The 24,381-nt window shown below is 67.7% G+C and carries 23 protein-coding genes and 2 pseudogenes; 17 read left to right on the forward strand and 8 right to left on the reverse strand.

Annotated features, from left to right (window positions below; all coding sequences use genetic code 11):
* The 6 genes from ACWDEN_RS42990 to ACWDEN_RS43015 form a co-directional block, all read left to right on the forward strand.
* On the forward strand, positions 1–212 hold a 212-nt coding region (locus ACWDEN_RS42990; RefSeq protein ID WP_351615644.1), incomplete at its 5' end, for a DNA-directed RNA polymerase subunit alpha C-terminal domain-containing protein.
* Positions 213–339: 127 nt separating this feature from the next.
* Positions 340–1,302, forward strand: a complete 963-nt coding sequence (locus ACWDEN_RS42995; RefSeq protein ID WP_450863414.1) for a hypothetical protein — start codon at positions 340–342, stop codon at positions 1,300–1,302.
* Positions 1,303–1,683: 381 nt separating this feature from the next.
* Complete coding sequence (locus ACWDEN_RS43000) at positions 1,684–2,172, forward strand: hypothetical protein (RefSeq protein WP_450863415.1); 489 nt, start codon at positions 1,684–1,686, stop codon at positions 2,170–2,172.
* Between the two features lie 749 nt (positions 2,173–2,921).
* Positions 2,922–4,001, forward strand: a complete 1,080-nt coding sequence (locus tag ACWDEN_RS43005; RefSeq protein ID WP_450863417.1) for a tyrosine-type recombinase/integrase — start codon at positions 2,922–2,924, stop codon at positions 3,999–4,001.
* The gene (locus tag ACWDEN_RS43010) at positions 3,998–4,327 is read left to right on the forward strand and encodes a helix-turn-helix domain-containing protein (RefSeq protein ID WP_067045650.1); all 330 of its coding nucleotides are present in this window, start codon (positions 3,998–4,000) and stop codon (positions 4,325–4,327) included. Before ACWDEN_RS43005 ends, ACWDEN_RS43010 begins: the two co-directional genes overlap by 4 nt.
* Before the next feature lie 4 nt (positions 4,328–4,331).
* Positions 4,332–5,924 (forward strand): hypothetical protein, encoded by a 1,593-nt coding sequence (locus ACWDEN_RS43015; protein ID WP_450863419.1) that lies wholly within the window; start codon positions 4,332–4,334, stop codon positions 5,922–5,924.
* Between the two features lie 113 nt (positions 5,925–6,037).
* Here the strand turns inward: ACWDEN_RS43015 and ACWDEN_RS43020 are convergent, their stop codons facing one another.
* The gene (locus tag ACWDEN_RS43020; protein WP_351615627.1) at positions 6,038–6,616 is read right to left on the reverse strand and encodes a winged helix-turn-helix transcriptional regulator; all 579 of its coding nucleotides are present in this window, start codon (positions 6,614–6,616) and stop codon (positions 6,038–6,040) included.
* Positions 6,617–6,715: 99 nt separating this feature from the next.
* Here ACWDEN_RS43020 and ACWDEN_RS43025 point away from each other — a divergent pair, with 99 nt between their 5' ends.
* The 3 genes and pseudogenes from ACWDEN_RS43025 to ACWDEN_RS43035 all read left to right on the forward strand — a co-directional run bounded on the left by ACWDEN_RS43025 (position 6,716) and on the right by ACWDEN_RS43035 (position 11,465).
* The gene (locus ACWDEN_RS43025) at positions 6,716–7,501 is read left to right on the forward strand and encodes an SDR family oxidoreductase (protein ID WP_450863421.1); all 786 of its coding nucleotides are present in this window, start codon (positions 6,716–6,718) and stop codon (positions 7,499–7,501) included.
* A gap of 25 nt (positions 7,502–7,526) precedes the next feature.
* Positions 7,527–7,886: a nuclear transport factor 2 family protein gene (locus ACWDEN_RS43030; protein ID WP_351548614.1), complete on the forward strand. Its 360-nt coding sequence runs from the start codon at positions 7,527–7,529 to the stop codon at positions 7,884–7,886.
* 458 nt (positions 7,887–8,344) lie between these two features.
* Positions 8,345–11,465: pseudogene (locus ACWDEN_RS43035) on the forward strand (Tn3 family transposase).
* Positions 11,466–11,531: 66 nt separating this feature from the next.
* Here ACWDEN_RS43035 and ACWDEN_RS43040 read toward each other — a convergent pair.
* The 3 genes from ACWDEN_RS43040 to ACWDEN_RS43050 are packed head-to-tail and all read right to left on the reverse strand — an operon-like array spanning position 11,532 to position 12,539.
* Entirely contained in the window at positions 11,532–11,858 is a 327-nt protein-coding gene (locus tag ACWDEN_RS43040) for a DUF1048 domain-containing protein (protein ID WP_351615623.1), read from the reverse strand.
* A gap of 1 nt (position 11,859) precedes the next feature.
* Positions 11,860–12,216: a DUF1048 domain-containing protein gene (locus ACWDEN_RS43045; RefSeq protein WP_351615620.1), complete on the reverse strand. Its 357-nt coding sequence runs from the start codon at positions 12,214–12,216 to the stop codon at positions 11,860–11,862.
* The gene (locus tag ACWDEN_RS43050) at positions 12,213–12,539 is read right to left on the reverse strand and encodes a PadR family transcriptional regulator (protein WP_351615617.1); all 327 of its coding nucleotides are present in this window, start codon (positions 12,537–12,539) and stop codon (positions 12,213–12,215) included. The genes ACWDEN_RS43045 and ACWDEN_RS43050 overlap by 4 nt, the downstream gene beginning before the upstream one ends.
* Before the next feature lie 386 nt (positions 12,540–12,925).
* Here ACWDEN_RS43050 and ACWDEN_RS43055 point away from each other — a divergent pair.
* Positions 12,926–13,111: pseudogene (locus tag ACWDEN_RS43055) on the forward strand (recombinase family protein); the annotation flags it as partial.
* Here ACWDEN_RS43055 and ACWDEN_RS43060 read toward each other — a convergent pair.
* Positions 13,092–13,442: an NUDIX hydrolase gene (locus ACWDEN_RS43060; RefSeq protein ID WP_450863424.1), complete on the reverse strand. Its 351-nt coding sequence runs from the start codon at positions 13,440–13,442 to the stop codon at positions 13,092–13,094. The pseudogene ACWDEN_RS43055 and the gene ACWDEN_RS43060 overlap by 20 nt on opposite strands.
* On the opposite strand from ACWDEN_RS43060, the gene ACWDEN_RS43065 reads away from it, so the two are divergent.
* Together ACWDEN_RS43065 and ACWDEN_RS43070 are read left to right on the forward strand one after the other, a co-directional pair.
* Positions 13,380–13,556 carry a hypothetical protein gene (locus ACWDEN_RS43065; protein ID WP_351615649.1) on the forward strand — a complete coding sequence of 59 codons (177 nt, stop codon included), beginning with the start codon at positions 13,380–13,382 and terminating at the stop codon, positions 13,554–13,556. The genes ACWDEN_RS43060 and ACWDEN_RS43065 overlap by 63 nt on opposite strands.
* 393 nt (positions 13,557–13,949) lie before the next feature.
* Positions 13,950–14,963: an NAD(P)H-dependent glycerol-3-phosphate dehydrogenase gene (locus tag ACWDEN_RS43070; RefSeq protein WP_450863426.1), complete on the forward strand. Its 1,014-nt coding sequence runs from the start codon at positions 13,950–13,952 to the stop codon at positions 14,961–14,963.
* A gap of 371 nt (positions 14,964–15,334) precedes the next feature.
* Here ACWDEN_RS43070 and ACWDEN_RS43075 read toward each other — a convergent pair whose 3' ends face one another.
* The gene (locus ACWDEN_RS43075; RefSeq protein ID WP_450863428.1) at positions 15,335–16,024 is read right to left on the reverse strand and encodes an HAD family hydrolase; all 690 of its coding nucleotides are present in this window, start codon (positions 16,022–16,024) and stop codon (positions 15,335–15,337) included.
* Between the two features lie 554 nt (positions 16,025–16,578).
* Positions 16,579–18,018, reverse strand: coding sequence for a hypothetical protein (locus tag ACWDEN_RS43080; protein WP_450863430.1), 1,440 nt, complete (start codon positions 18,016–18,018; stop codon positions 16,579–16,581).
* 310 nt (positions 18,019–18,328) lie between these two features.
* On the opposite strand from ACWDEN_RS43080, the gene ACWDEN_RS43085 reads away from it, so the two are divergent.
* From ACWDEN_RS43085 to ACWDEN_RS43100, 4 genes are all read left to right on the forward strand, one after another.
* The gene (locus tag ACWDEN_RS43085; protein WP_351615602.1) at positions 18,329–18,796 is read left to right on the forward strand and encodes a helix-turn-helix domain-containing protein; all 468 of its coding nucleotides are present in this window, start codon (positions 18,329–18,331) and stop codon (positions 18,794–18,796) included.
* A gap of 313 nt (positions 18,797–19,109) precedes the next feature.
* Positions 19,110–19,625 carry a hypothetical protein gene (locus ACWDEN_RS43090; protein ID WP_351615599.1) on the forward strand — a complete coding sequence of 172 codons (516 nt, stop codon included), beginning with the start codon at positions 19,110–19,112 and terminating at the stop codon, positions 19,623–19,625.
* A 23-nt stretch (positions 19,626–19,648) separates the two neighbouring features.
* On the forward strand, positions 19,649–20,809 hold the full coding sequence (locus tag ACWDEN_RS43095; RefSeq protein ID WP_450863432.1) for an MAB_1171c family putative transporter: 1,161 nt from the start codon (positions 19,649–19,651) through the stop codon (positions 20,807–20,809).
* Complete coding sequence (locus ACWDEN_RS43100) at positions 20,806–22,053, forward strand: amidohydrolase family protein (protein ID WP_450863434.1); 1,248 nt, start codon at positions 20,806–20,808, stop codon at positions 22,051–22,053. Before ACWDEN_RS43095 ends, ACWDEN_RS43100 begins: the two co-directional genes overlap by 4 nt.
* Before the next feature lie 455 nt (positions 22,054–22,508).
* On the opposite strand, the gene ACWDEN_RS43105 is transcribed toward ACWDEN_RS43100, so the two are convergent.
* Positions 22,509–22,835 (reverse strand): helix-turn-helix domain-containing protein, encoded by a 327-nt coding sequence (locus ACWDEN_RS43105; RefSeq protein WP_351615590.1) that lies wholly within the window; start codon positions 22,833–22,835, stop codon positions 22,509–22,511.
* A gap of 289 nt (positions 22,836–23,124) precedes the next feature.
* On the opposite strand from ACWDEN_RS43105, the gene ACWDEN_RS43110 reads away from it, so the two are divergent.
* A complete protein-coding gene (locus ACWDEN_RS43110) occupies positions 23,125–24,369 on the forward strand; it encodes a M16 family metallopeptidase (RefSeq protein WP_351615587.1) in 1,245 nt (414 codons plus the stop codon).
* Positions 24,370–24,381: the final 12 nt, after the last annotated feature.

Below are 24,381 nucleotides of genomic sequence, written 5' to 3' on the forward strand. Positions count from 1 at the left end.
CCGTGGGTGAGCTCGTCGCGCGTTCCGAGGCCGACCTCCTCGACATCCGCAACTTCGGTGCGAAGTCGATCGACGAGGTCAAGGCGAAGCTGGCCAGCCTCGGCCTGGCCTTCAAGGACAGCCCGCCCGGCTTCGACCCGACCGCCGCCGCGGGCGCCTTCGGTGCGGACGATGACGGGGACGCGGGTTTCGTGGAGACCGAGCAGTACTGAATGCTGCGCCGGGTCGCGGTCAACCCGGCACCGCCTCGACCGTGACACCCGTACTCCTCGAGGGCTCCGGGCGTCAGCGCGGAAAGTAGTGGTGTCCTTACGAAGCGATTTCGGTTCGCTCATCCCGATGAGTGGCCATGTCCTCCCGGGGCGTCGGACGGCCATGATCGCCCTCCGGCCCTTGTCGCTGCTCCTGCTGCTCGTACTCGGGCTGGGCGTGCTCTACACGGCATGGGTGGCCCAGGACTGGTCCAGCGGCCAGACGCTGCTGTTCAAGAACGCCCTTGTGGCGGCGGAAGACCGGCAGGAATGCGCCGGCTCGAAAGGCGTTGAACTGCGTAAGTGCCTTTCCCACCCCAGCTACGTACCGTCGGCCGAAGAGGATCTGCGTCAGCAACTCGCCAACGACCGCGCCGTCGCCCCCACCCGGACCATTCCCGGCGCGTTCGGCTGGTCGGCGCAGACCTACGCCTCCCTGCCCGGCTTCGCCGTCGCACTGCTGCTCGGTGCGGCGCTGGTGGCCGGCGAGTGGGAGCGCCGTACCGCCACGTCGCTGCTGATCGCGCAGCCCGACCTGCGCCGCGTGCTGCTGGCGAAGGCGATGGCGCTGTGGACCGTGCTGACCGCGCACATGACCGTGTGCGGGCTGGTGGTCGCCGCGGCGTACGCGGCCTACTTCCAGTCCCACTACGACGTGTACGTACCCACCCCGCACGGCCTCGCGCTGGCCGGACGGACGGCACGGCAGGCGGGAGTCGGCCTGGCGACGATGGCCGTGGCGAGCGTCATGGTCACGCTGATCGCAGCACTCTCCCGTACCCGCGCGCTGACGTTCATAGCCGGTGGCCTGCTGGTACTGCTCGCCAACATGGGGGCGTCCATGAAACCGGTGTGGGCGTGGCTGCCCGGCGGCATCCTCGCCGACTCCATGGACTTCCACACGGTCTTCCCGCTGTGGAACCACTGGTGGGGTCCGGCCTCGGGCAGCGGGGTACCACTGTGGCTGCGGGCCGTGCCCACCGTGGCTGTGCTGGCCATGGCCGGCCTGTGGCTGATGCGGAGGGCGCACAGCCGTGACCGCGTCGCATAGCCGCGCGTCCTCCCGCCTGCGGTATGTGTTCCTCGCCGAGGCCCGTAAACTCGCCGCGCCCGTCGTCCTGGCTGCCTTCGCGACGGCCGCACTCGTCGCGCTGATCACCTCCGGGCGCGGCTACCAGCTGGCTGTCTCAAGATTCCAGGACACCGGCTTGGCGGCGGGGCTGGACTCCTGGCCGGGCGCCGTGGTCCTTGCGCTGCGCCACCTGGGCACGCTCGCCGGGCTGCTGGCCGCGGTGGGCGCCGCAGTGGGCGTGGCGGGCGGGGAGTTCGAGGACGGCACGTGGGGGCTGTTGCTGCTGCGGCAGCCCCGCGTCCGGCGGCTGCTCGCGGTGAAGTTCGCCACGGCAGTGGCCGCCGTCGGGGGCTCGCGGCAGTGCTGGTGCTGCTGCTGCGGGCCGAGGGGCTCGCCCTCGCCTGGCACTACCGGGCCCATCCGGCACATTTGGCCACGTCCGCGACGATCTCTCCCACCTGGGATCCGCACACCCCGTCCTGGGGGCAGGCGGCGACCACGCTGGGCAGCGTGCTGCTGGTCGTGCTGGTGTACGTCGCCGGCGGCATGGCCGCAGCGGTCGTGCTGCGCGGCGTCGTGCCGGGCGCGGCCGTCGCGCTCGGCGTGCCCGTCGTCTTCGAACCGCTGGTGCTGATCCATCCGCTCGTGCCGTACCTGCCGAGCACCTGGATCGCGGGCTGGCTGCACCTGGCGGACAGGGACCAGTACCAGACATACCTGTGGAACTCGGCGCCGTCCCACGCCGGCTCGGCACTGGACGGCTGCCTGCTGGCGGCCCTGGGGCTGCTCTGCGCAGGTGCCACGCTCGTCGCGGCCACCCGCGACCGCCTTGCCCAGACCTCTGACTGACCGACACATCGCGCACCCGGGAAAGCTCCCGCAGTAAACGCCATTCATGACGGGCGGCTGCTCTTAATGGGGCCGGGGTACCGCGATCTGGAGCGAGTACAGCGATCCAGTCACCGCTCTGGTCGCCGACGGGGAGCAGGCGCGTGCCAGCCGCAGACAAGTTCAGACAATGGGGTCTCGCCGCCCGTCCGGCCGGACCTCTTGCCGCACCCTGCCGGGCTACGCCCGCGCCTGTGCCGCCCAGTCAGGCCGAGGCCGGCCAGCCGCTCCAACTGTGTCCGGTGGCGGTTTTTCTGATGAGTGGCTGGTGGGCTGTCCTGTGTTGATCAGTTTGGCGTGCTGATGTGGGGGCGGCCGCTGGCCCTCGGCCGACCGACAGCATGTCAGCCCCTTGACGTGCAGCTGTCCGGGCCGCATTCGTCTGGCGTAGGCCGACGCCGCGCGGTTCCCGGCTGCTTGTGACGTGTAGCCAGCACCGCTCCCGCCCGAGTTCCTGCCGGTGATGACGGACCTGTACCGCTCCCTGAGCGAGACCTGGACACTCGAGCGCCGCTGGAACGCGCCGAGCCTGCAGGCTTGTGCGACATCCCGCGAGTTCACCTGAGCCCCGCTGAGTCCCTGCGCCCGTGGCCAGGGGGTTGTTCCTCCTTCGGGTGCTCTGCGGACTTGTGACGTAACTTCGGGATTGTTGAAGCGTTCTCACCTCGTCCGACCGATCCACAGTCGGGCCGAAGGTGAGGGGGCTTGGGTTGGCGGCGCTGGCAGTCGTACGGGACCCGCGCGAGCACTGGGCGCCCGCGTCGGCGGAGGAACTGAAGCAGTTCGAGACCGACGCGCTATCCGGGTTCGTCCTCGCACGCGCCTCGGCAGGACTGGCTGACGGCACGATCCGCGGGGATGTCGGGCATCTGGACCAGATCAGGTCCTGGTTCGGGCGACCGCTGTGGGACATGGAGCCGGCCGACGCCGACGCGTACTTCGGGAAGGTGCTGCGTGGCTCGCCGAGCGGCACCCGGCTGGCCCGATCACAGGCGCTGACCACGTACTTCATGTTCCTGGAGCTGCGGCACAAGGTCGAGCTGCACAGGATGACCGGCCGGGTCATCGAGTGCCCGATCGACGAGATGAACCGGCCGCGCGGCACGAAGGACGCCCAGCTGCGGATCCCGCCGAGTGAGCCAGAGGTCGGAACGCTCTTCGCCGGCTGGGGTGGTGAGCTGGCCACGTGCCGAAAGTTCGCTCCTACCGCGCGGAACTACACCGCCTCGAAGCTGCTGTCCCAGGTCGGCCTGCGGGTGAGCGAGGCATGCGGGCTCGATCTGGACGACATCAAGTGGGACCTCGGCCGCTTCGGCAAGCTCCACGTCCGCCACGGCAAGGGCGCCCGCGGATCGGGCCCGCGTGAGCGCATGGTGCCGCTGATCAACGGCGCCGACCGGACCCTTCGGTGGTTCATCGAGGACGTCTGGGGCCAGTTTGACGACGACCACACCCGCCCCGGCGCCCCGCTGTTTCCCTCCGAGCGGAAGAACGCCGACGGCTCCTCGCGTCGGGTTGGCGACGACGCCCTGCGAGGTGGACTCAAGGACGCGGCCAAAGCGCACCTGCCCGCGTGGGGCGAGAAGCTGACCCCGCATGTCCTGCGGCATTTCTGCGCGTCCCAACTCTACGGAAACGGGCTGGACTTGCTCGCGATCCAGGAGGTTTTGGGACATTCATGGATCACCACGACGATGCGATACATCCACGTTCAGCAGACCCGGGTCGAGGACGCCTGGGTCGCCGGGATGGAACGGGCTGCGAAGCGGCTGGAAGGACTGATCCGATGAGGTGGAACCTGCGGCTGACCGCCGCGAACAAAGGGGTCTGGAAGGCTTCTGAGCTCCAGCGGAGCCTGGCCGAGCACGGGTTGGTGATCTCGGCGGGGAAGATGTCCGGTCTGTGGTCCGGGCAGCCCGTCTCGCTCAAGTTGGAGGACCTGGACGTCATCTGTGTCGTCCTCGGCTGTGAGATCGGCGACCTGCTGATCCCCGAGCCGGAGAAGGTCAGCCGCCCGGGGCAGGCGGAGACGGAACGAGCGGCGGTCGGTGCAGGGACCGCCGCACCGGCGGTGATCCCCAAGCGCCGGGACGGCCGGTCGCTGCCACCGGAGTGAACTGGTGGCACGCTTCCCGAAGGGCTACGTCAAGCCCACCAGCTCCTGCCCAGGTTGCCTGGCCTGGGGCGACTTCCGCGGTCGGCTCTGTCACACCTGCTACATGTTCGGCCGCAGCCACGAAACGGCCGTCTGCATCGGCTGCCAGCGAGTCCAGCCGCTGAAGTGGGAGTACTGCCGTCTGTGCTGGTGCCAGGCCCGGCTCAACGCCAGGACCGCCACCGGCATGCCGACCGTCAGCGGCGAGGTGATGACCCCGTGGCTCCAGGCCGTCCGCCATCACCAGCTCTTCTTCGTGGGACTGCATTACCGCAGAGGATCGGCTCTCACCGTCCTGCACCACGTCAAGGCGCGAGAAGCATCCCGCAGGCCGCCGCCCGTGTCGCGCTCACGGCCGAGAACCGGTTGGAGGCAACTGCCACTGTTCGAGCAGGTTCCGCGTGACTACGGTCGGCTCGACCCGGCCACCGCCGACCTGGCCAGCCCGTGGCTGGCCTGGGCGAAGCACCTCGCCCACCAACTCGCCGAAGCCCGGGGCTGGGGACGCGGCATCCGCTTCGCTGTCAACCGCGGCCTGGCCATCGTGCTCACCGGATACACCGAGGGCGACATCATCCGCCACAGCGAGATATTCACCCCGCTCCGTGCCCTCGACCTGCGGGTTGGCCACGTCATCACGGTCCTTGAGGAGATGGGAGTCTTCCTGGATGACGAGGAACCCTTCTTCGAGCGATGGCTCGCTGAGCGTCTGGAAGGCATTGCCCCCGGCATCGCTGCGGAAGCCGAACGCTGGACCCGAGTTCTGCGCGACGGCGGCCCCCGCAGCCTGTCCCGGCAGCAAGCCACGGTCCGGCTCTACCTCAACCGGGCCCGCCCAGCGCTGTTGGCGTGGTCGAACCGCTACGACCATCTGCGGGAGGTGACCCGCGAAGACGTGCTGGCCCATGCCAAGACACTGCACGGCCGCCACCGCATGGACGAGCTGGTCGCCCTGCGCTCACTGTTCGCCTGGGCCAAGCGGTCCGGCCTGATCTTTCGCAACCCGGCCAGCCGTATCAAGGTAGGCCAGATCGAGTACAGCGTGCTCCAACCGCTCGCACCCGACAAGATCGACCGCTCCGTCGCCGCGGCCACCACCCCTGCCGCCCGGCTTGTCCTCGCTCTCGCGGCGGTGCACGCGGCCCGGCTCGCCCAGATCGCCACTCTCATGCTCGGCGATGTCGGCATCGGGAACCGCCGCCTGACCATCGCCGGCCGTGTCCGGCCCGTCGACGATCTCACCCTGAAACTACTGCTGGCCTGGCTGGAATACCGGCGCGGGCGCTGGCCGAACACGGCCAACCTCCACCTGCTGATCAACAACCAGACCGCTACGGGCACTGGTCGCGCCAGTATCCGCTGGATCCGTGGGCCCCTGCGCGGCCAGGAGGCGACTTTGGAACGGCTCCGCGTCGATCGACAACTCGAAGAGGCCATGGCCCAGAGCCCTGACCCCCTCCACCTTGCTGAGGTGTTCGGGCTTCACGAGAAGACGGCCATGCGCTACGCGGAGTCCGCACGAGCTCTGCTGGAGCAGGCTGCCGAGACCGACCCCTGATGGGGATTCTTGGCAACGACTGGTGTTGCCCTCGCCTCACTTGATCCAGTTCTCAACGACTGGGGAGGGCTGGCAGGTATCACGCCGGCGACAAGCCGGTGCCGCGAGGCTGATCAGGTGCAGCCCGTGCTCGCGGCCCTGCTCAAGGCTGTACGAGAATCTTCCGGGCCTACTTTCGCCTCTTCCGCGGGAATGGCCGGCCGTGCCGCGTAGCGGCTGCGCATCGCGTCGCTGGCTGCGGGGCCCGCGGTGAAGACGTAGGCGGCGCTGTCGTCGAGTCGGCGGCCGGTTTTGGCGTCGACGACCACGGGCTCGACTTCCTCGCCGCTGTGCGCGTCGACGAGGATCATGCTGCGCTCCGTCGGCGTGAGGCGGGAGTTGCCCCATGCGGCCAGGGCGACGATCACCGGGCGCAGGGAGCGCCCGAGTTCGGTCAGGACGTACTCGTGCCGGACAGGGCTGGTCTGGTAGGGCCGACGCTCCAGCAGACCGTCCGCGACCAGGGTCTTCAGCCGGGTGGTGAGCATGCTGGAGGAGATGCCCAGGCTCTCCTGGAACTGGTCGAAGCGGGTGTAGCCGTCGAAGGCGTCGTGGAGGATCAGCAGTGTCCACCACTCGCCGACGTGTTCCACCGTCGTGGACAGCGGGCACTCCCGGTCCTCCAGCCTGATCCGGCTTGCCACGGCGACCATCCCCTCAGTTACTGCTAAAGTCGAAGTTAGTAGGTTCTATTTTAGCAGTCGGGACGGGAGCGGCGCCCCGCATACCCGCGCCCGGGAACGGAGCACACCGTGACCACATCCATCAGCGAATCCCTCGAAGGCCGACGCGCTCTGGTCACCGGCGGTACCAAGGGCACCGGAGCCGCGATCGCCCGACGCCTGGCCCAGGCCGGTGCGACCGTGCTGGTCACCGCCCGCAGCCGCCCCGACGACGTCGAGGAGAAGACGTTCATCACCGCCGACCTCTCCACCGCCCAGGGCGCCGCCCACGTCGCCTCCGAGGTGGACGCCCGCATGGGAGGCGTCGACATCCTGGTCAACACTCTCGGCGGCTCCGAGGCACCGGCAGGAGGATTCGCCGCGCTCGGCGAGGACGACTGGGCAAGGGAGCTGAACACGAACCTGCTGGCCGCCGTCCGCCTGGACCGCGCACTCCTCCCGCACATGATCGCCACGGGAAAGGGCGCGGTCGTGCACGTCACCTCGATCCAGCGCCGCATGCCGCTGTGGAACGGCACCCTGGCCTACGCCGCCGCCAAGGCCGCCCTGACCACCTACAGCAAGGGCCTGGCCAACCAGGTCGCCCCGCACGGCGTCCGCGTCAACACCGTCTCGCCCGGCTTCGTCCAGACCTCGGCCGCGGACAACCTCGTCACCCGGATCGCCGACGACGCCGGCATCAGCCAGGAAGCGGCGCTGGGCCGGCTCATGGACTCCCTGGGAGGCATCCCGCTCGGCCGTCCCAACCAGCCCGAGGAGGTCGCCGAGCTCGTCGCCTTCCTCGTCTCCGACCGCGCCTCCGCCATCGTCGGCGCCGAACACGTCATCGACGGCGGCACCACCCCCACCGTCTGAACCCGCCACCACCATCAGGAGTGTCATGCACGACAACCAGCCCCGGACCATCACCCCGGACGACCTCCCCGAGGTGATCACCCGCTACCTCACAGCGCACCGCGCCCACGACACCGCCACCGCGGTCACGACGTTCACCGACGACGCCACAGTGATCGACGACGGCAACACCTACCAGGGCAGCGCCGCGATCGAACGGTGGCTGGACCGATCCGCCACCGAATTCACCTACACCATCCACCTCACGAACGCCCAGCAGACCGACACGGCCCACTACATCGCCACACACCACCTCGAAGGCAACTTCCCCGGCGGCACCATCGATCTCCGCTATCGGTTCACGCTGCGCGACGACCTCATCGAACACCTCGCCATCGAACCCTGAGCCCGCTCCCACACCACCTATTCCCGGCCAGGGGAGAGGCCCCACCCACTCCAGACCGCCCCGTCCCCGCCCTCGTACCCATCCAGCCACCCGACCAAGAGCCAGCCCCCAAGTTCGGCATCCACCCGCAGATCAGCACTTGCACGCCTGAGGAATCAAGGCGAGCAACTCCGGGGCCATCCTCAGCACAGGGGGAGGAGATCCAAAGGTCTCCATCACCCCGCGAGTTGACCCCGAACCGACGGGGCCACCCCCAGAATCCGGGCACTGCACCCTCGGGTTCGCGCTGAAGAACCTTCAGTTTCCACGAACTCGCGGGCGTCACCGGCCTCGGGGAACATCGGTACAGCGGTTATCGGTGAGAATGATCAGGGCCGTCCAGCACAGTGATCCACTTCGCTGCTGGGGTTCGCCGAAACGCCTCCGGGCCTGGTCCGGGGCTGGCTACGGTCCGGCTCGTGCCGGTGGAATTTCTGAGTGATGAGCAGGCCGAGGCGTAGGGGACGTTCGCCGAGGAGCCGACGAGGCCCGAGCTGGAGCGGTTCTTCTTCCTGGACGACGTGGACCGGGACCTGATCGCCCTGCGGCGGACGGAGCATCACCGGCTCGGGTTCGCGCTCCAGATGTACACGGTGCGGTACGTCGGTCTGTTCCTGGAGGACCCGCTCGCGGTGCCGTGGCCGGTGATCGAGCACCTGGCCGCGCAGCTCGGCATCGAGGACCCGTCGGTGGTCAAGAGGTACGCGGCCAGACGCTGTACGACCACGCGTGGGAGATCCGGGACGCCTACGGCTACCACCCCTACGAGGACGCCGAGTGGGGCCGGCGGTTCCGTACGCTCCTGCACGGCCGGGCGTGGACGCACGCCGAGGGTCCGAAGGCGCTGTTCGACCATGCGGTGGGTTGGCTGCGCCGTCACCGGGTGCTGCTGCCTGGGGTGTCGGTGCTGGCCCGGCAGGTGTCGGAGGCGCGGAAGGTCGCGGAGAAGCGGCTGCACGCCACCGTGGGGGCGCCGCCCGCCGCGCGGACCCTGCGCTGCCCGGCGATCTGGTGGCGACATTGAAGACGCCGGAGGGCTCGCGGTTCTCGGAGCTGGAGCGGCTGCGCCGGCCGCCGACGCGGACGACGGGCACGGCGTTCGCCCGTGCGCTGGAGCGGGTGGACGAGATCGGGGCCTACCGGCTGGGGCGGCTGAAGTTGTCGCAGATCCCGCCGAACCGGATGGCGGCGCTGGCCCGGTACGCGCTGGGGACGAAGGCGCCGCTGCTGGAGCGGGCGGTGGAGCCGAAGCGCACGGCGATGCTCACTGCGGTGATGCGGCACCTGGAGGCGAAGGCGATCGACGAGGCTCTGGACCTGTTCCAGGTCCTGATGGCCACCCGGCTGCTGAACACGGCGAAGCGGAAGACGGAGAAGGAGCGGCTGTCCACGCTGCCGCAGCTGGAGAGGGCGTCGCGGGTGCTCGCGCGGGCGGCGAAGGTGCTGTTCGAGGAGCTGGAGCTGGTCGAGGAGCAGGAGGCGGACCTGGACGTGGCCGCGCTGTGGGCGGCGGTGGAAGAGGTCGCGCCGCGCGCCGCTGTGCTGAGCGCGGCGGCCACCGTGGTGACCCTGGTGCCCGAGGACGAGAACTCGGCCGAGGTCGCCATGCGGGCCGCGCTCGCGAACCGGTACGCGACGGTGCGGCCGTTCCTGTCGCTGCTGGGTGAGTCGAAGGCGCTGGACGCGGCGAGCGCCGGGAAACGGGTCCTGGCCGAGGTGCGCGGCCTGCCGGTGCTGGCCCGGCGGAAGGCGGGGGTGAAGCCGCTACTTCCGCGCGAGGTGGACGACAAGCTCGTACCACCTGCGTGGCGCAAGGCGGTGTACGCCGACCCGGATCTGCCGCAGGGCGCGGTGGATCGGGACGCCTACGTGGTGTGCGTGCTGGAGCAGCTGCACCGGGCCCTGAACAACCGCGACGTGTTCGCCGCCCCGTCGCACCGCTGGTCCAACCCGCGGGCCCGCCTGCTGGACGGGCCCGACTGGGACGCGGTCGAGGAGGACGTCCTGGCGGCCCTGAGCCTGGACACGCCCGTGGAGGAGCACCTGGCGGAGCTGGTACGCGGCCTGGACGCCGGATGGAAGCAGCTCGCCGAACGCCTGGAGGAGGCGGGGCCGGCGGCGAAGGTGTCGATCGGGGTGCAGGACGACGGGCGGGTGAAGCTGAACGTCGACAGGCTCGGCGCGCTCGGCGAGCCGAAGTCCCTGACCTGGCTGCGCAAGCGGGTCGAGAGGATGCTTCCGAAGATCGACCTGCCGGACCTTTTGTTCGAGGTGAACGCCTGGACCGGCTTCCTGGACGCGTTCGTGCACCTCGGGGACGGCACGACCCGGATGAAGGACCTGTCCACCTCGGTGGTCGCGCTGCTGGTCTCGGAGGCGTGCAACATAGGCCTGGCCCCGGTGGTGAACCCCGGCTACGAGGCGCTGACCCGGGCCCGGCTCGTGCACGTCGACCAGTACTACCTGCGCGCCGACACCATCGCCGCGGCGAACGCCGCGCTGATCGCTGCTCAGGCCGAGGTGCACATCGTGAAGTTGTGGGGTGACGGGCTGCTCGCCTCGGTGGACGGGCTGCGGTTCGTCGTCCCCGTGCGGACCGTGAGCGCGGCGCCGTCGCCGAAGTACTTCGGGTTCAAGCGCGGCATCACCTGGCTCAACGCGGTCAACGACCAGGTCGCGGGCATCGGACAGATGGTTGTCCCAGGCACCCCGCGCGACTCCCTGCACATCCTGGACGCGCTGCTGAACCTTGACGGCGGCGTGAAGCCGGAGATGGTGGCGACCGACAACGCCTCCTACTCCGACATGGTGTTCGGCCTGTTCAAGATCCTCGGCTACAACTTCTCACCCAGGTTCCGCGACCTGGACGACCAGCGGTTCCGGCGGGCCACGATGCCCGGCGTCGAGACCGGCACCTACGGCGCGGAGGAGGACCTGGCCCGCAACCGCGTGAACCTGAACATGGTGATCACACATTGGCCGGACATGCTGAAGGTCGCCGGCTCCCTGGTCACCAACCAGGTCCGCGCCTACGACCTGCTGCGCATGTTCGGCCGCGACGGCCGCCCGACCCCGCTGGGATCGGCCTTCTCCGAGTACGGGCGCATCGCCAAGACCGAGCACCTGCTGTGCGTGGTCGACCCGGTCGACGACACCTACCGCCGTCAGATGAACCGGCAGCTCACCGTGCAGGAGTCCCGCCACAAGCTGGCCCGCGACGTATGCCACGGCAAGCGCGGCGCCATCCACCAGGCGTACCGCGACGGCATGGAGGACCAGCTCGGCGCGCTTGGCCCGGTCCTCAACGCCATCGTGCTCTGGACCACCCGCTACCTCGACGCCGCCGTCGCCCAGCTCCGGGCCGAAGGCCACGAGATCCGGGAAGAGGACATCGCCCGGCTCTCCCCGCTCAAGCACCGCAACCTGAACCTGCTCGGCCGCTACAGCTTCACTGCCAGCGTTCCTGCCACAGGTGCCTTGCGTCCGCTGCGTGACCCGGATGCGCCCGAGCTGGATGAGGACGAAGAGGGCGAGGAGTGAGTGCGAGGGTACTGCTCGACGGTTACGCAGTGCCCTCGATTTCGGCCCGCACCCGGGCGGCGGGCGTCACTTCTCGTCCGCGCCGGGTTCTGCGCTGATGGATGCCTGGTAGACATCCGCGTAGGTAGGGGAATCCTTGACCAGGTCGTCGCAGAACGCGGCGACGTCGGTGCCGATGAGTTCCACAACCCCCTTGCCTGCGGCGACGCCCTCCTCGAAGAAGTCAATGATCCCAGGGAGAAGGGACCCGTCGGACAGGCTGACCGGTCCGACCTTGAACAGGTACTTCTGCATCTCCTTGTAGACGATCTGGTAGTCCGGCGGGAGTGCCTTGACCCGAGCCACGTGCGCCCGCCACTGTTTCTTGCCTTCGATGATGTCCTGGATGCTCACGTCAGCCTCCCAGCCGGCTCAATTTCCTCGCGACGTTCCTGTTCAACTGCTCGCGCCACCGGTCGCGATAAGCCCGGGCCCCTGCTCCGCCAGCCAGCGCGGTGCAGAAGCCTTGGATGTCCGCGCCGAGCACCTCGTGGACGCTCTGGCCGTCCGCCGCTGCTACTTCGAGCAGCCCCAGGGCGGAGTCGAGGATCGGCATCAGGTTGCGACCGGTGAAGTCCCCGTAGGGGAAAAGGTGGGCGATGATCTGCCCCCACGCCGCCCGGTAGTCGTCCGGCAGGACATCGGCCCGGGCCTCGAACGCCTTCCATTCCCTGGTGAGATCGCTGCCTGTGACCTTCTCCCAGAAGTTCATCTCCCGCCCTCCTTGAGCCTGTCGATGCGTGATGAGAGGTACTGCCATTTCGCCCAGAACTTCGCGAGTTCCTCGCGTCCGGCGTCGTTGAGCGCGTAGAACTTGCGCGGCGGACCAACCTCGGAGGGTCGTTTCGTCACCTGAACGAGCCCGTTCCTCTCCAGCCGCAGCAAGATGGTGTACACCGTCCCCTCGATGACGTCGGCGAAGCCGAGCTCGTTCAGTTGGCGGGTGATGGCGTACCCGTAGGTTTCCTCGTTGCCGATGATTTCGAGCACGCACCCTTCGAGCGTGCCTTTCAACATCTCCGTCAGGTCGTCCATCGCGGATGCTCCTCAGCCCTGTCGGTACTGCGTGCTACCGAGTACTGCTATACGGTATCACCGAGTAGTGGAGGGTGGCAGCTCCTCCGGTAGGCGCAAACCCGGGGCCGTCGGCGAGGACCAGTGCTCCACGGCGGCAGCCACTCATCGACCCTGCTCCACAGCCAGTGCGGGCTCACGCTCCGATCCCCGATCTCCTCATGCTGCTTGCCGGCCAGCTTGCGCCTGTCGGAAAACGATCGTTTGACGACAGGCAGCCGATGTGTCCAATGAACGTGGGAAATCCGGGAGTTCGAGGCGGCCCGAATCCAATCAGATCCGATGGTGATTGCTGACAGGGTTTGACGACAGGTAAGGTCCGATCCTTCGTACGGAACGGGCCCTCGGTGGCGAACCTGGTCTACAAACGGGTCTCGACCGACCAGCAGTCCACCGCCCGGCAGAACCTCGTCCTGGACGAGGCCGGCGACGAGGACCCCGTCGTCTTCGAGGAGGACCCGGGCACCTCCAGCCGCCTCCACCCCCTCCAGCGCCCGAAGTTCCGCGAACTGCTCACCTACGCGTGGCCGGGCGACACCGTGCACATCTCCGAGATGTTCCGCCTCGTACGCGGCACCGGGCACATCCTCGACTGTCCAGGTGGTAGTGCTCCGGTTCGTCCTTCGCCGGCCGGGTCGGCACCCTGCCGTACTCGACATAAGCAGGAGTCGGCGAGACGGGGGCGACCTGGCTGGGGTCGATGCCGGTCTCCTCCGTCAGCTCGCGTACCGCCGCGTCGATCAGCGTGGTGTCGGTCGGCTCGAGATGACCCCCTGGCTGCAGTGTGATCCCATACGCGAGGTGTTCGATGAGCAGGATCTCGCTGTCCTCACGGACGAGGAGCGCGCCAACGGTCACGTGCATGGGGAAGCTCCGCCGCGAGGCGAAGTCCCGGCGTTGAGCCATGTGCCGCAGGGGCTCGGACAGCTGATCGGCTTCGTCCGGGTAGCGCTCAAGGTAGGCAGCAAAGACACCTGAGATATCCGAATCACTGATCGCCACGGGGCACCTCCACACCAGCCCGAGAGCGAAGCTCTCCGTGACCGACTGCTCGGATGAGAGCAACGAGCGCTAACAAGTCGGCTCCATAAAGGGAGCGTGGCGTACGAGGAGGATCGCACTCTACAAGTTGGGCCTGAGCCGGTGCGCGCCAACGCGCCCAATGCTCGGCTCAAGCGTCCCCAGAACTTTGGTGGGCCGCCGCCCTCCAATCAGCGAGACGCCGGTACAGCCGCACTGCGTGGACTCGGTCGTGTGATGGCACCCGGCGGTCGTCTGCTTTTCACAGGCCGCGCTCGACGCGGCCGGTACGATGGCCCACCCCGGCCGCTCTCACGGCGGTGGATCCGCGTCCACCGAGAGGACCCCGCAGTGAGCCAGAACCGCCCTGCCCGCGCGGCGGTGTTCTCGGCCGGGTCCTGGGGCACGGCCGTCGCCAAGATCCTGGGCGACGCCGGAACCAGCGTGGTGATGCACGCCCGCCGGGACGAGATCGCCGACGGGATCAACACCCAGCACCGCAACCTCGGCTACTTCCCGAGCATCGAACTGCCTGCCGCCGTGACCGCGACGACCGACCCTGCCACCGCACTGAACGACGCCGACTTCATGGTGCTGTCCATCCCCGCGCAGAGCCTGCGGTCCAACCTCGCCGCGTGGGTGCCACACATTGGACCCGGCACTGTGATCGTGTCGCTGATGAAAGGGATCGAGCAGACTGGCCACCTGCGGGCAAGCCAGATCATCACCGAAGTGGCCGGCGTAAGTACGGACCGGGTCGCGGTGCTGTCGGGCCCGAACCTGGCGCGCGAGATCATGGAGGGACGGCCCGCCGCTGCCACCGTCGCCTGCTCGGACGAAGACACTGCCCGCCGCTTCCAACAGGCCTGCCACACCCCGTACTTCCGCCCCTACACCAGCACCGACGTGACCGGCTGCGAGCTGGGCGGCGCGGTGAAGAACGTCATCGCCCTCGCGGTCGGCATCGCCTCCGGCATGGGCCTGGGCGACAACGCGACGGCCATGCTCATCACGCGCGGGCTGGCGGAGACTACTCGGCTGGCAGTCGCGATGGGGGCCCACCCGGCCACCCTCGCCGGTCTGGCCGGCCTGGGCGACCTGGTGGCCACCTGCTCCTCGCCGCTGTCCCGGAACCGCACCTTCGGCACCCACCTCGGCCGCGGCCTGAGCGTCAAGGCGGCGACAGCCGCCACTCGGCAGACCACCGAGGGCGTCAAGAGCGCCGAGGCGATCCTCGTCCTGGCCCACGCTCACGACGTCGAGATGCCGATCACCTCGGTGGTCTCCGCCCTTCTGCACGAGAAGGTCACCCTCAACGAAGCCGCGGCCGCACTGATGCAGCGGCCCCCCAAGCCCGAGCGCTGACCCCGGCGCCCCGTAAGGCAGCGCGCGCCATCACCACGTTCTACAACGGCGAAGCACCCTGCTAAATCAAAGGTGCCGATCCGTGCCTACGGCGAAAGGTGCCGCCCTCAGGTCTGGAGGGCGGCACCTTTCGCCGCACTTGACCTCGCACACCAACACCCTGTCCGCTTGATGGGGGCGGGCGGTAGGTGGGCGTCGGGGTGGGGGAGCATGTGCCCAGTTGTCGATCGTTCGTGAGCTGGCTGATCCGGGCCACACGGGCGGCGGCATCAACAACAAGAAAGATCGGGTTGTATCGAGCCCGAGGACTGGACGGCCGTTCGGTTGCCGGGCCCTCAACATCGCGCCGAAAGTCGCCCCGGTCGGGCACGTCAGAGGAGCTGGAGCACCTCGGCCAGCGCGCCGGGACGCTGGTCAACGGGCAAGGGATCGACCAGGTGGACCCGGCACCCCAGCGTGGCAGCGCCGACGTCCGCAACAGGCTCGTCTCCCACCATGAGTGCATCGCCGGGCGCCACTCCGAGCTTGTCGCACGCCATCTGGAAGATCCGGGGATCGGGCTTGTTCACCCCGCACTCGAAGGAGAGGAAGTAGGCGTCCACGAGGTCATCGACACCGTGGTCGCGGAAGACAGGGCGCATGTCCCAGCCGATGTTGCTGACGACAGCGACCGGGATGCCTCGCCCGCGCAGGGCGCGGAGGGTTTCCTCGGCGTCGGGATAAGGCAGCCATGCCCCGGATACTTGGGAACGTTCATACAGGGCCTCGGCCAGGTCAGCCACAGGCAGCTTCGCTTCCCGGGTAAGGGCTGTGAAGGCAGCCCGGTGTCGTTCGGCGGTCAGATCGCGCTCCCGCCACAGTGCCCCCAGATGGGGCGGCACTGTGCGCGGAGGAACCCCTCCGGGCTGAGCCCCGAACTCTTCCAGCCGGCTGACGCACGCGTCGAGTTCACCCTCGGGCACGTCCAGACCGGCCTTCGTTGTCACCGCGCGCAGCCACTGCGCGGCCGATTCGATCCGGAAGAGGGTCCCGGAGAAGTCGAACATCACACCCTTGATCATGCTGCCGATCCTGGCGGCGCCGACGAACCGGCCGCAAGCCCAAGACGATCAAGATCCGCAACCCGAGCAATCCGCCAACGTCCTCAGGCCCTTAATGCCGAAGTGGGGCCAAATCACCTTGCGTACAGGGGCGTGAATCACCGCCACACGCCCCCTGCGACCCGCCCGTGAGACCAAAACAACTCCGTGCACTGGAGCCAAAACAAGTGCTTACAGACAATCGGGTGGAGACGAAGCTGCACACCGCGGTCTGCTCTGGGAAGGTGACCTTGGCTACGGCCCAGCAGGCCATCGTTGCTGAGTGGACAACCGCGCTCGGCCGACTGGGTCTCAGCTGACCGGTGGGCTCGGGTACACGGCGGCTGCGGCCCCGGTCAATCGTTCCGGGCCAAGGGCAGGACGGCGGCACGGAGCTCGCTGGCCGCCAAAGTCGACGGCCGGACAGCCATGAGCCCGGTTCGTGCGGCTGAACTCGCCGGGGGCGAGTTCAGCACTGGTTGCCCGATGGATCCAGCGTGCTGCAGGTCAGACGGCGCGATGCAGGCTGCCGCCGCTCACACGGCTTGCCGGATGCTGCCCAGTGCGCCTCCCGCGGCCTGTCTGCAGTCGCGGCAGATGCCATCGGGGTGCGCTGGGCCAACCATGGGCCTGCCGCAGTCGTGGCATTCAGGGCGTTGCTGCCTCTTGCTCTCGCGAGCAGCACTGGGTTGGGGGGCGTTTCCGTTGCGGTGATCGCGCCGGTGTTCGGCGCATCGGGGGCATGACTGATTGGTGTCGATGATGACCCCGTCTTCGCAGCGTGGGTCAGGGCATTCGCGGCCGCACTTGTTGATGGGACATCGGTGTGAGGCTATGAGCCGTACCGCAACGCCGACGGGGTGGGCCAGTCCTGGTCCGCCGGTGGAGATGTCGGCGGTTGAGGCGAGGCCCCAGGCGTACCAGCGGCGGTCGGCTCGCGCGATCAGCTCTTCGGCAGTGCGGTGCTGGTGTTCGCGCAGGATGGTGTCCCGCAGTGCCGTGGGGCGGAACCGGGGGAGCAAGGCGCGCAGTTCCTGTGGAAGGCCGGCCTCGACGGCCTCGACGACCTGGGTTTGGCCCGGGGTCATGCGTTGGCGGACACCGCTACGGGGTGGGCGTCCCTGCCGTGTTGCCGACGGTTCAGGTCGTCCGTTGCCGGTGTCGTTGCGAGGGGCGTTCCTACTACTTGCTGTATGAGGCCTTCGGCCGGTAGCGACGCTTCGCGCCGCAGGCGCGGTTTCTTGGTGTTGTTCTTCTTGGTCTACTTCAACCCCTTGCTGGGGGGGTGCGAAGCGCTTTGTTGCGGGGGTACGTACCCCCACAACAGGGGGTACGGTCTGGCCTGCTGATTTCGCGGAAATCCCAGGTCGCCCCGTGCCCCCTGCCGTGGGGGTACGGGAGTTCACGCCGCAGAAGGATATGGCTGGCGGCAGTGGCGTGCGGCTCTTGCGTGCCTGCGCCCGGGCGTGGGCGGTCTGCTGGCAGTGTTCCTTGAGTGTCTGGCGGGTGGCCGTGAGCCATGAGTCGAAGGCCTCTTCGCGGGCGTCGCGCTCTTCGGGGGTCTCGTCGGGGACAGCTCGGTTAAGGGCGTACCAGTCGGCCATGGACCGGGGTCCGCAGTAGTCGACGGGTGGGGTCTGGTGCACGATGTAGCGGTTGCGGCGCACCAGGCCCGTGGTGGAGCGGATGACCTCGATGGCTCCGATCACTTCCAGCTGCAGCATGTACTTGGAGACGTTTTCGGGCTTCTTCAGTCCCAGGATGCGGGCGAGTGTGAGCAGGCCCGGCCAGACCTCGTTGTCGTCGCGCGAGGTGTTGAGGTGGGCGGACAGTGCCCAGTACAGGGTTCGGGCGTCGGAGTCTGCGCCGGAGAGCAGGACCCAGTCGCCGACCTGGGTGAAGGGGGCGCGGCGGCCGAGAGAGACCTCCAGCGTGTGGTCGAGGGCTGTCGGGTCGTCGGGTACGTGTGTGCTCACTGCGCTGCACCTACTGGGTGGGGGGTGTGTTTGGTGCTGTGTCCGGTCCGTGGCGGCGGGGGAGGTGCCTGCTGTTCCTCGCTGGTCAGGCGGGGTGCGCAGGGTGGGGTCGGTGCCGTGTTCGGTTGGTGTCCCACGGGACGGGCGCGTGCTGCCATTGCTCCCCCATTAACGTCAGTTCATGACTGGGGTTGATACTAGACACGAGATCCACTTCATGACCAATAAACTTGGCTGGACACGTCAGTAGTTGAGAGTCGTTCAGTACACTTTGGGCCCGGGCGTCCATGAACTAGCGAGGAGTCGGGGGATGAGCGGCGAGGCCGAGCATGGTGCCGGCGGCGAGGCGGACCGCACGCTCGCACAGAAGATCGATCATCTGTTCGAAACTGCGACACCGAAGGGCCAAAAGGCTCCGTCACACGAGGACGTCGCTGCTGCCATCAACATCGCAGCGGGGGAACGGGCGATCAGCGGCGCCTATATCTGGCAGCTGCGTACCGGCAGGAAGACAAACCCGACCAAGAAGCACCTCGAAGCCCTGGCCCGCTACTTCGGTGTCAGCCCTGCCTACTTCCTCGATAGCGAGCAGGCGCAGCGCATCGACGAGCAACTCGCGCTGCTGCAGGCGCTGAAGGAGAGCGATGTGCGCAACATCGCACTTCGGGCACATGGCCTTTCCGATTCGAGTCGGCAGACCCTGGCCGGAGTCGTGAGCCATCTGCGGATGCTGGAAGGGCTGGCAGAAGAGCCGACCTCGCGCGACGGCGACGTCTGACGGTCGCATCCGCGCATCGCAGGCGCGAGCAGACAGAGGTTCACCCGCTGTCTCGATCTGGGCCGTACTCGTGCATCGGTGGCCGCGGCCAGCGGCAGTGCTCCTGCTGAGAAACCGTCCGGTGGGGGTCTCTGCCGGATCTCGCCACCCCTTCGCTAATGTTCACGTCGCAGACGGTTTCTGAACGAGTCGTGTCACGCCCTGACCAGGCCTGGCATGACCCGGGCTGTGGTGGCCAACCAGCAAGGATGTCCCACTGACGCGCGAGCCGCCGTCGCAGGAAAGAAGTCTGACCTTGATCTAGGGGGAATGGTTGAAGGAGCGACAGCTTCGTCGCCGCTGCAAACAGGAGCTCCAAGCCCTGGACATCCAACCGCCTCTGCAGGTGGAGGCCCTGTGCCGTGCATTGGGCGAGCGACGAGGCCGGCCGATTCATCTGGTGCCCTACTCCTTGCCCGTGCCGGGCCCCTTCGGAGTCTGGATTGCCACGGGTACCAGCGACTTCATCGTCTACCAGAGGGAGACGACGAAATCCCACCAGGACCACATCATCTTGCATGAAGTGGGCCACATCCTGGCCGACCACGACAGTGACGACGGCGACGAGGAGCTGTGGGGCCTGATGATGCCCGACATCGCGCCCGAAGCGATCCGCCGGGCACTGCGGCGTACGTCCTACGACCAGGAACACGAGCAAGAGGCGGAGCTGGTCGCCACCATCATCCTGGAGTGGGCCTCGGTGCTGAACCGAGTCGCACCCCCACGGCCAACAAACGTGTCAGTCCGGCGAGTCCAGACGGCGCTGGGTGACAGGCAGGGATGGCTGTGATCGTCTCCCTCATCATGTGGGGCATGAGCCTGGCGTTCGCCGCAGCGCTGGGGTGGAAGATAACTCAGCTGGTCAAGGCCCCCCATGACGCGGCTCTGCGTGCGGTCACGCTGTGCCTGACCAGTGCCGCCTGCTCCTTCATACTGGCTAAGCACTTCGCCGGCTGGATGGTTTCTGTGGGCGGCCCGGGCGCCCCTCGACTGGTGCAGAACCTGTTCGTACTCGGCATGGTGTACTGGCTGATGTGCTTCTACCTGTACTCGGCCGCCACGGATGCGGCCGAGGGCAACAGACGCGCCCGCCGGGAAGCACTCCTGCTGGCTCTCGCCGCCATTGGCCTCATCACGGCCACCGTCGCGGCAGGCGTTCACGACCACGGCGCCAACTTCCGGGGATCCGACCTTCGCGATCCGGCTCTTGTGAGCTTCTACCTCATCGCGGACGTGTATCTCGTCTACGCCCTGGCCATGGCCCTGCGGTGGACCTGTGCCTACGCCCGTGCATCACAGCGACCGCTGGCAACCGGCCTCTGGCTGGCAGCCGTGGGTATCGGCGCCATGGCCGCGTCCTGCACGATCCGTACCGTGCTGACCGTGGTCCGATGGCAAGGGGGCAGCGTACTCCCGACTGTCACGCGGGCCTCAAGCGTGATCATCGCGCTCGCGGTCCCGCTGTTCCTCATCGGAGTCAGCTACCCCGGAGTCGCCACCCGGATCGCGGCCGTGCGTGTACGCCGCCAGCACCGCCGCATGTATCGCCGACTGGGACCGCTGTGGCAGGTACTCAACGAGGCATATCCCGAGCACGCCCTCTACCGGATGCCGACCACACCGTGGCGCGACCACCTGCTCCCGCTCGGCGTCCACCGGCGTTACTACCGCAGAGTCATCGAATGCCGTGACGGCCTGGTGCGGATCAGCCCCCACCTGGCGCTCGCAGCGGACAGCACCGCCCAGGACCAGGCGGAGTCTGCCGATGACCTGGCTGCTCAGCTGTACTCCGCGCTGCGCAACGAGCGACGCAAAGCGGCACCGGTGGCTCCAGCCCAGGCTGTCACCGTCGCGATGCCGCGCACACAAAGCTTGGAAGACGACGTGCGGCAGCTCGTGGCGCTGTCGGACGCGGTGAAACGACGCGTCTTGGCCGGGGCCAAAAACGCAGACGGAGAAAGCGAGACGGCATGAGCCAGATACTGATCACGGCAGGGCAGGTGCTGCTCGGTCCCAGCAGCGCTCACGTGCGGGACGGCGCCGTCCTCATCGCGGGGGACGGCATCGTCGCCGCCGGGGCGCGCGAGGAGGTGCTCGCGTGTGCCGAACCGGACTGCCGGACGCTGGACTTCCCCGATTCCACCGTGTTGCCCGGATTGATCGACTGCCACGTTCACCTGGCCTTCGACGCAGGACCGGACCCGGTCACCACCGTGCGCGAGAGCGACGACGCGACGCTGCTCCTCGGGATGGCAGGCCGGGCACGGCAGCTGCTCGACGCCGGCATCACCACCGCCCGTGACCTGGGTGACCGCGGCGGGCTGGTCGTCCGGCTACGAAACGCGATCGGCGAGGGCGCAGTGGCCGGACCGCGGATCCTGGCAGCCACCGCGCCGCTCACCGCCCGCAACGGGCACTGCTGGTTCCTCGGAGGTGAAGTCGAAGGGGAAACCGAGATCCGGGAGCAGGTGCGCCGTAACGCCGAGGAAGGCGCGGACGTCATCAAGGTGATGGCCACAGGAGGGGGCCTGACTCGTGGCGGTCCCGCTATTTGGGAGCCCCAGTTCACCGCCGAGGAACTCGCCGCCGCCGTCGAGGAGGCCCACCGACTCGGTCTGCCGGTGGCCGCCCACGCGCACGGCGTCGACGGCATTGCCGCCGCCGTCGCAGCAGGGGTCGACTCGATCGAGCACTGCAGCTGGATGACCGAAGACGGCAGCTCCGACCTGCGCGAGGACCTCCTTGCGGAGATCATCGCCAAGGGAATTCCCGTCTGTCCCGCCAACCATCCGAACTGGCGCGCCTTCGCCGACCGGGTCGGCGCCGAGAAGGCCGCCGAACTGTTCGCCCCGATGCGCCGGATGGCAGAACGGGGGGTGAACCTCGTGGCGGGGACGGATGCCGGGGTGCCTCGAGCTGTCTTCGGCGGACTGGTCTCCAGCCTGGAGTTCTTCGAGTACTTGGGAGTTCCCAGGAACGGCATCATCGACATGGCCACGGCCCAGGCCGCCTCTGCGCTGGGACTGGACGGCCAGACGGGCCGCCTCGCTGAGGGGTACCGCGCCGACATTCTGGTCGTCGACGGCGACCCCCTGGCCGGCTTGGACGCGTTGCGTGCCGTGCGCCTTGTCCTGGCGGGCGGCCGTCCGCACATCCCCGAAGACGCCGCCCTGCGACGCCACCTTGCCCACACGGCCACGCAGACAAGCGAGCTCTGACGCGGCTTCCGCTTCCGTGCCAGCTGAGAGCCAGCGGGTCCTCCTCGAAGCAGGGCCCGCTGGTGTCCCGCAGGAAGGCGTCCCATGCGGCGGGAACCTGCTTCGCCGAGCCAGGCACGGCGCCCACCGCCATCTCACCTGAGACGGGGGCGTCTGGACGTGCCGGCTGGGTTCCCTGGCCCGATACTCCGACCGGAACGTGCTGTCCCTGCGCATGAGCGCTTGCACGTACCAGTCAACGGAGCCCGCTCACGGGCGCGCTCCACAACGACAGCCCAGACTTGTTGCCGATTTGGGCTGTCGTCGCGCTCAGCTGCGGCCCCGCCGCGTCCGTCTGAACGGGGTATCCGCTCCATAACTCACGTTGAGCATGAGCGGATTGCCGGGGCAGCTCGATCCAGCGCACCTTCAACGAGCTGCCGACGCCGACACCCATATATTCCGGCGGACGCGACCTACACCAGGCCGTTGACACGGCGGCTCTCGGGTAGTGCCCGCGGTCTGGTGCGGTGGCACTTCAGCTGCATGTACAGGTCGGCGATCGCCGCCTTCAGGTCAGCTATTTCCCGGGATAGTTCTACCTCTTTCAGGACATGCCCGCACACAGAGTCACCTCTCATGTTGCGAGCACCCCCTTCAACGAACTGCCGTTTCCAGTTGCGTATCGCCTGTTCCGACACATTGGCGAGTTCCGCAGCCTCGGTCACGGTTGCCTGCCCTGACAGCAAAGCGAGAATGATCTTGGTCTTCTCGTCGGGAGGTATGACGGGTGGCCTGGACATCTATGACGCCCAACACCGAACCCCGTCTTCTCCGCCGGATCTGCCTTCATGGAATGAGAAGGGACCCGTCACCAGCATGCGGCAGGCCTCGGTCAGGGCACTCGGCCGTATACAAGCGCATTCCGACGCAGACATGTTTCCCCCTTGTCGTTTACACGAGTCGATCATAGCTTGACCTGCCACTTGACAGGTAAGTAAGCGCTTTAGCGTGGACAATGGGACAAACGGGAGCGTTTCCTTCCAAAGAAACATGTTTCTTTTACGGTGACACGACATCTACGGTTGCGACATGCAGCCCTCGGTGCGAACTCTCGTTCTCGAAAACGGGATACGTGTTGTCACTCAGAAAACAGAAGGACCACCCGCAGTAGCCGTATCCGTGCAGTATGGAATCGGTTTTCGTAACGAACCGCGACACCGCTGCGGATTTGCTCATCTCTTCGAACACATGATGTTCCAGGGAAGCAAGAACGTCCCCACCCAAGGCCACTTCTCGCTGGTCCAGGCATGCGGAGGCGTAGCCAACGGAAACACTTACCAAGATCACACCGAATACCATCAAGTTGTTCCGTCAACCGCTTTGAGTCGTGTTCTGTTCGCCGAGGCCGACCGCATGCGAGCCCTCGACATCACCGAAGCAAACCTCCGCACGCAGATCGACGTCGTGAAGGAGGAGATACGCTCCAATGTCCTGAACAAACCCTACGGTGGGTTCCCCTGGACCATCCTGCCGCAGGCGCTTTATACCAAATGGGAGAATAGGCACAACGGGTACGGCGACCTGCAGGACGTCAGCCGCGCCACTCTCGACGACTGTACTGACTTCTTTGATTCGTATTATTCGCCGTCCAACGCGGTCATCTCATTGTGCGGAAACTTCGGCCATCAGGACGCGGAATCCCTCGTACTGGAGCATTTCGGCGATGTCCCGTCGCGCCCTGTACCGTCCCCGCCCGATCTGCACGAACCGTGGCCGACGAAACATGGCCTCCTACGACACACGGACCCGATGGCGCCCAAGCCGGCCACGGCCTTGGGGTACCGCATGCCCGGCCCGGCGGACAGCGTGGACGGCTACGCGGCCCACCTGGTGTTGTCGGCCCTGCTCACGGGCGGATACCACGGCCTTGCCAAACAGGTCGTCGGCGATGTCTCCTCCGGATGCGGTCTGTTCGGTCCCCTCAAGTGCGCCGCTCCGGAAACGTTCTTGATCGTCGCCACCCACGACGAGGGGCAGCACGAGCTGGTGACCGAACGCATCGGGCACGTGCTGCACCGTGTGGCCAGTGGCGGGGTTGACGAGCCGGCCGTGGCAGCGGCCGTCCAGAGCACACTCGCGTCGCTGTACCGCAGACAGGACTCGCTGCTGTCACTGGCCAGCGTGGCCGGGACCGGGCAGATCCTGTTCGGGAATCCGCGTATCGCCGCGGAGCTGGCGACGTGCGTAAAGCAGGTCACCAAAACCGCGGTAGCAGATGCCGCCGCCTCACTGCATGGCCAGTTCGCGGCCGCCGTGCACCTGGTGAAAGCGTGAAAGGACCAACAG

This window comes from Streptomyces sp. NPDC001153, assembly GCF_053598315.1.

Excerpts from the sequence above, each read along its gene's own strand:
- ACWDEN_RS43110 (WP_351615587.1), top strand. The coding sequence starts at position 23,125 with ATGCAGCCCTCGGTGCGAACTCTCGTTCTCGAAAACGGGATACGTGTT.
- ACWDEN_RS43105 (WP_351615590.1), bottom strand. The coding sequence starts at position 22,835 with ATGTCCAGGCCACCCGTCATACCTCCCGACGAGAAGACCAAGATCATT.
- ACWDEN_RS43020 (WP_351615627.1), bottom strand. The coding sequence starts at position 6,616 with ATGGTCGCCGTGGCAAGCCGGATCAGGCTGGAGGACCGGGAGTGCCCG.
- ACWDEN_RS43100 (WP_450863434.1), top strand. The coding sequence starts at position 20,806 with ATGAGCCAGATACTGATCACGGCAGGGCAGGTGCTGCTCGGTCCCAGC.
- ACWDEN_RS43030 (WP_351548614.1), top strand. The coding sequence starts at position 7,527 with ATGCACGACAACCAGCCCCGGACCATCACCCCGGACGACCTCCCCGAG.
- ACWDEN_RS43095 (WP_450863432.1), top strand. The coding sequence starts at position 19,649 with ATGAGCCTGGCGTTCGCCGCAGCGCTGGGGTGGAAGATAACTCAGCTG.
- ACWDEN_RS43050 (WP_351615617.1), bottom strand. The coding sequence starts at position 12,539 with ATGGACGACCTGACGGAGATGTTGAAAGGCACGCTCGAAGGGTGCGTG.
- ACWDEN_RS43010 (WP_067045650.1), top strand. The coding sequence starts at position 3,998 with ATGAGGTGGAACCTGCGGCTGACCGCCGCGAACAAAGGGGTCTGGAAG.
- ACWDEN_RS43045 (WP_351615620.1), bottom strand. The coding sequence starts at position 12,216 with ATGAACTTCTGGGAGAAGGTCACAGGCAGCGATCTCACCAGGGAATGG.
- ACWDEN_RS43075 (WP_450863428.1), bottom strand. The coding sequence starts at position 16,024 with ATGATCAAGGGTGTGATGTTCGACTTCTCCGGGACCCTCTTCCGGATC.
- ACWDEN_RS42995 (WP_450863414.1), top strand. The coding sequence starts at position 340 with ATGAGTGGCCATGTCCTCCCGGGGCGTCGGACGGCCATGATCGCCCTC.
- ACWDEN_RS43060 (WP_450863424.1), bottom strand. The coding sequence starts at position 13,442 with ATGCACGTGACCGTTGGCGCGCTCCTCGTCCGTGAGGACAGCGAGATC.
- ACWDEN_RS43085 (WP_351615602.1), top strand. The coding sequence starts at position 18,329 with ATGAGCGGCGAGGCCGAGCATGGTGCCGGCGGCGAGGCGGACCGCACG.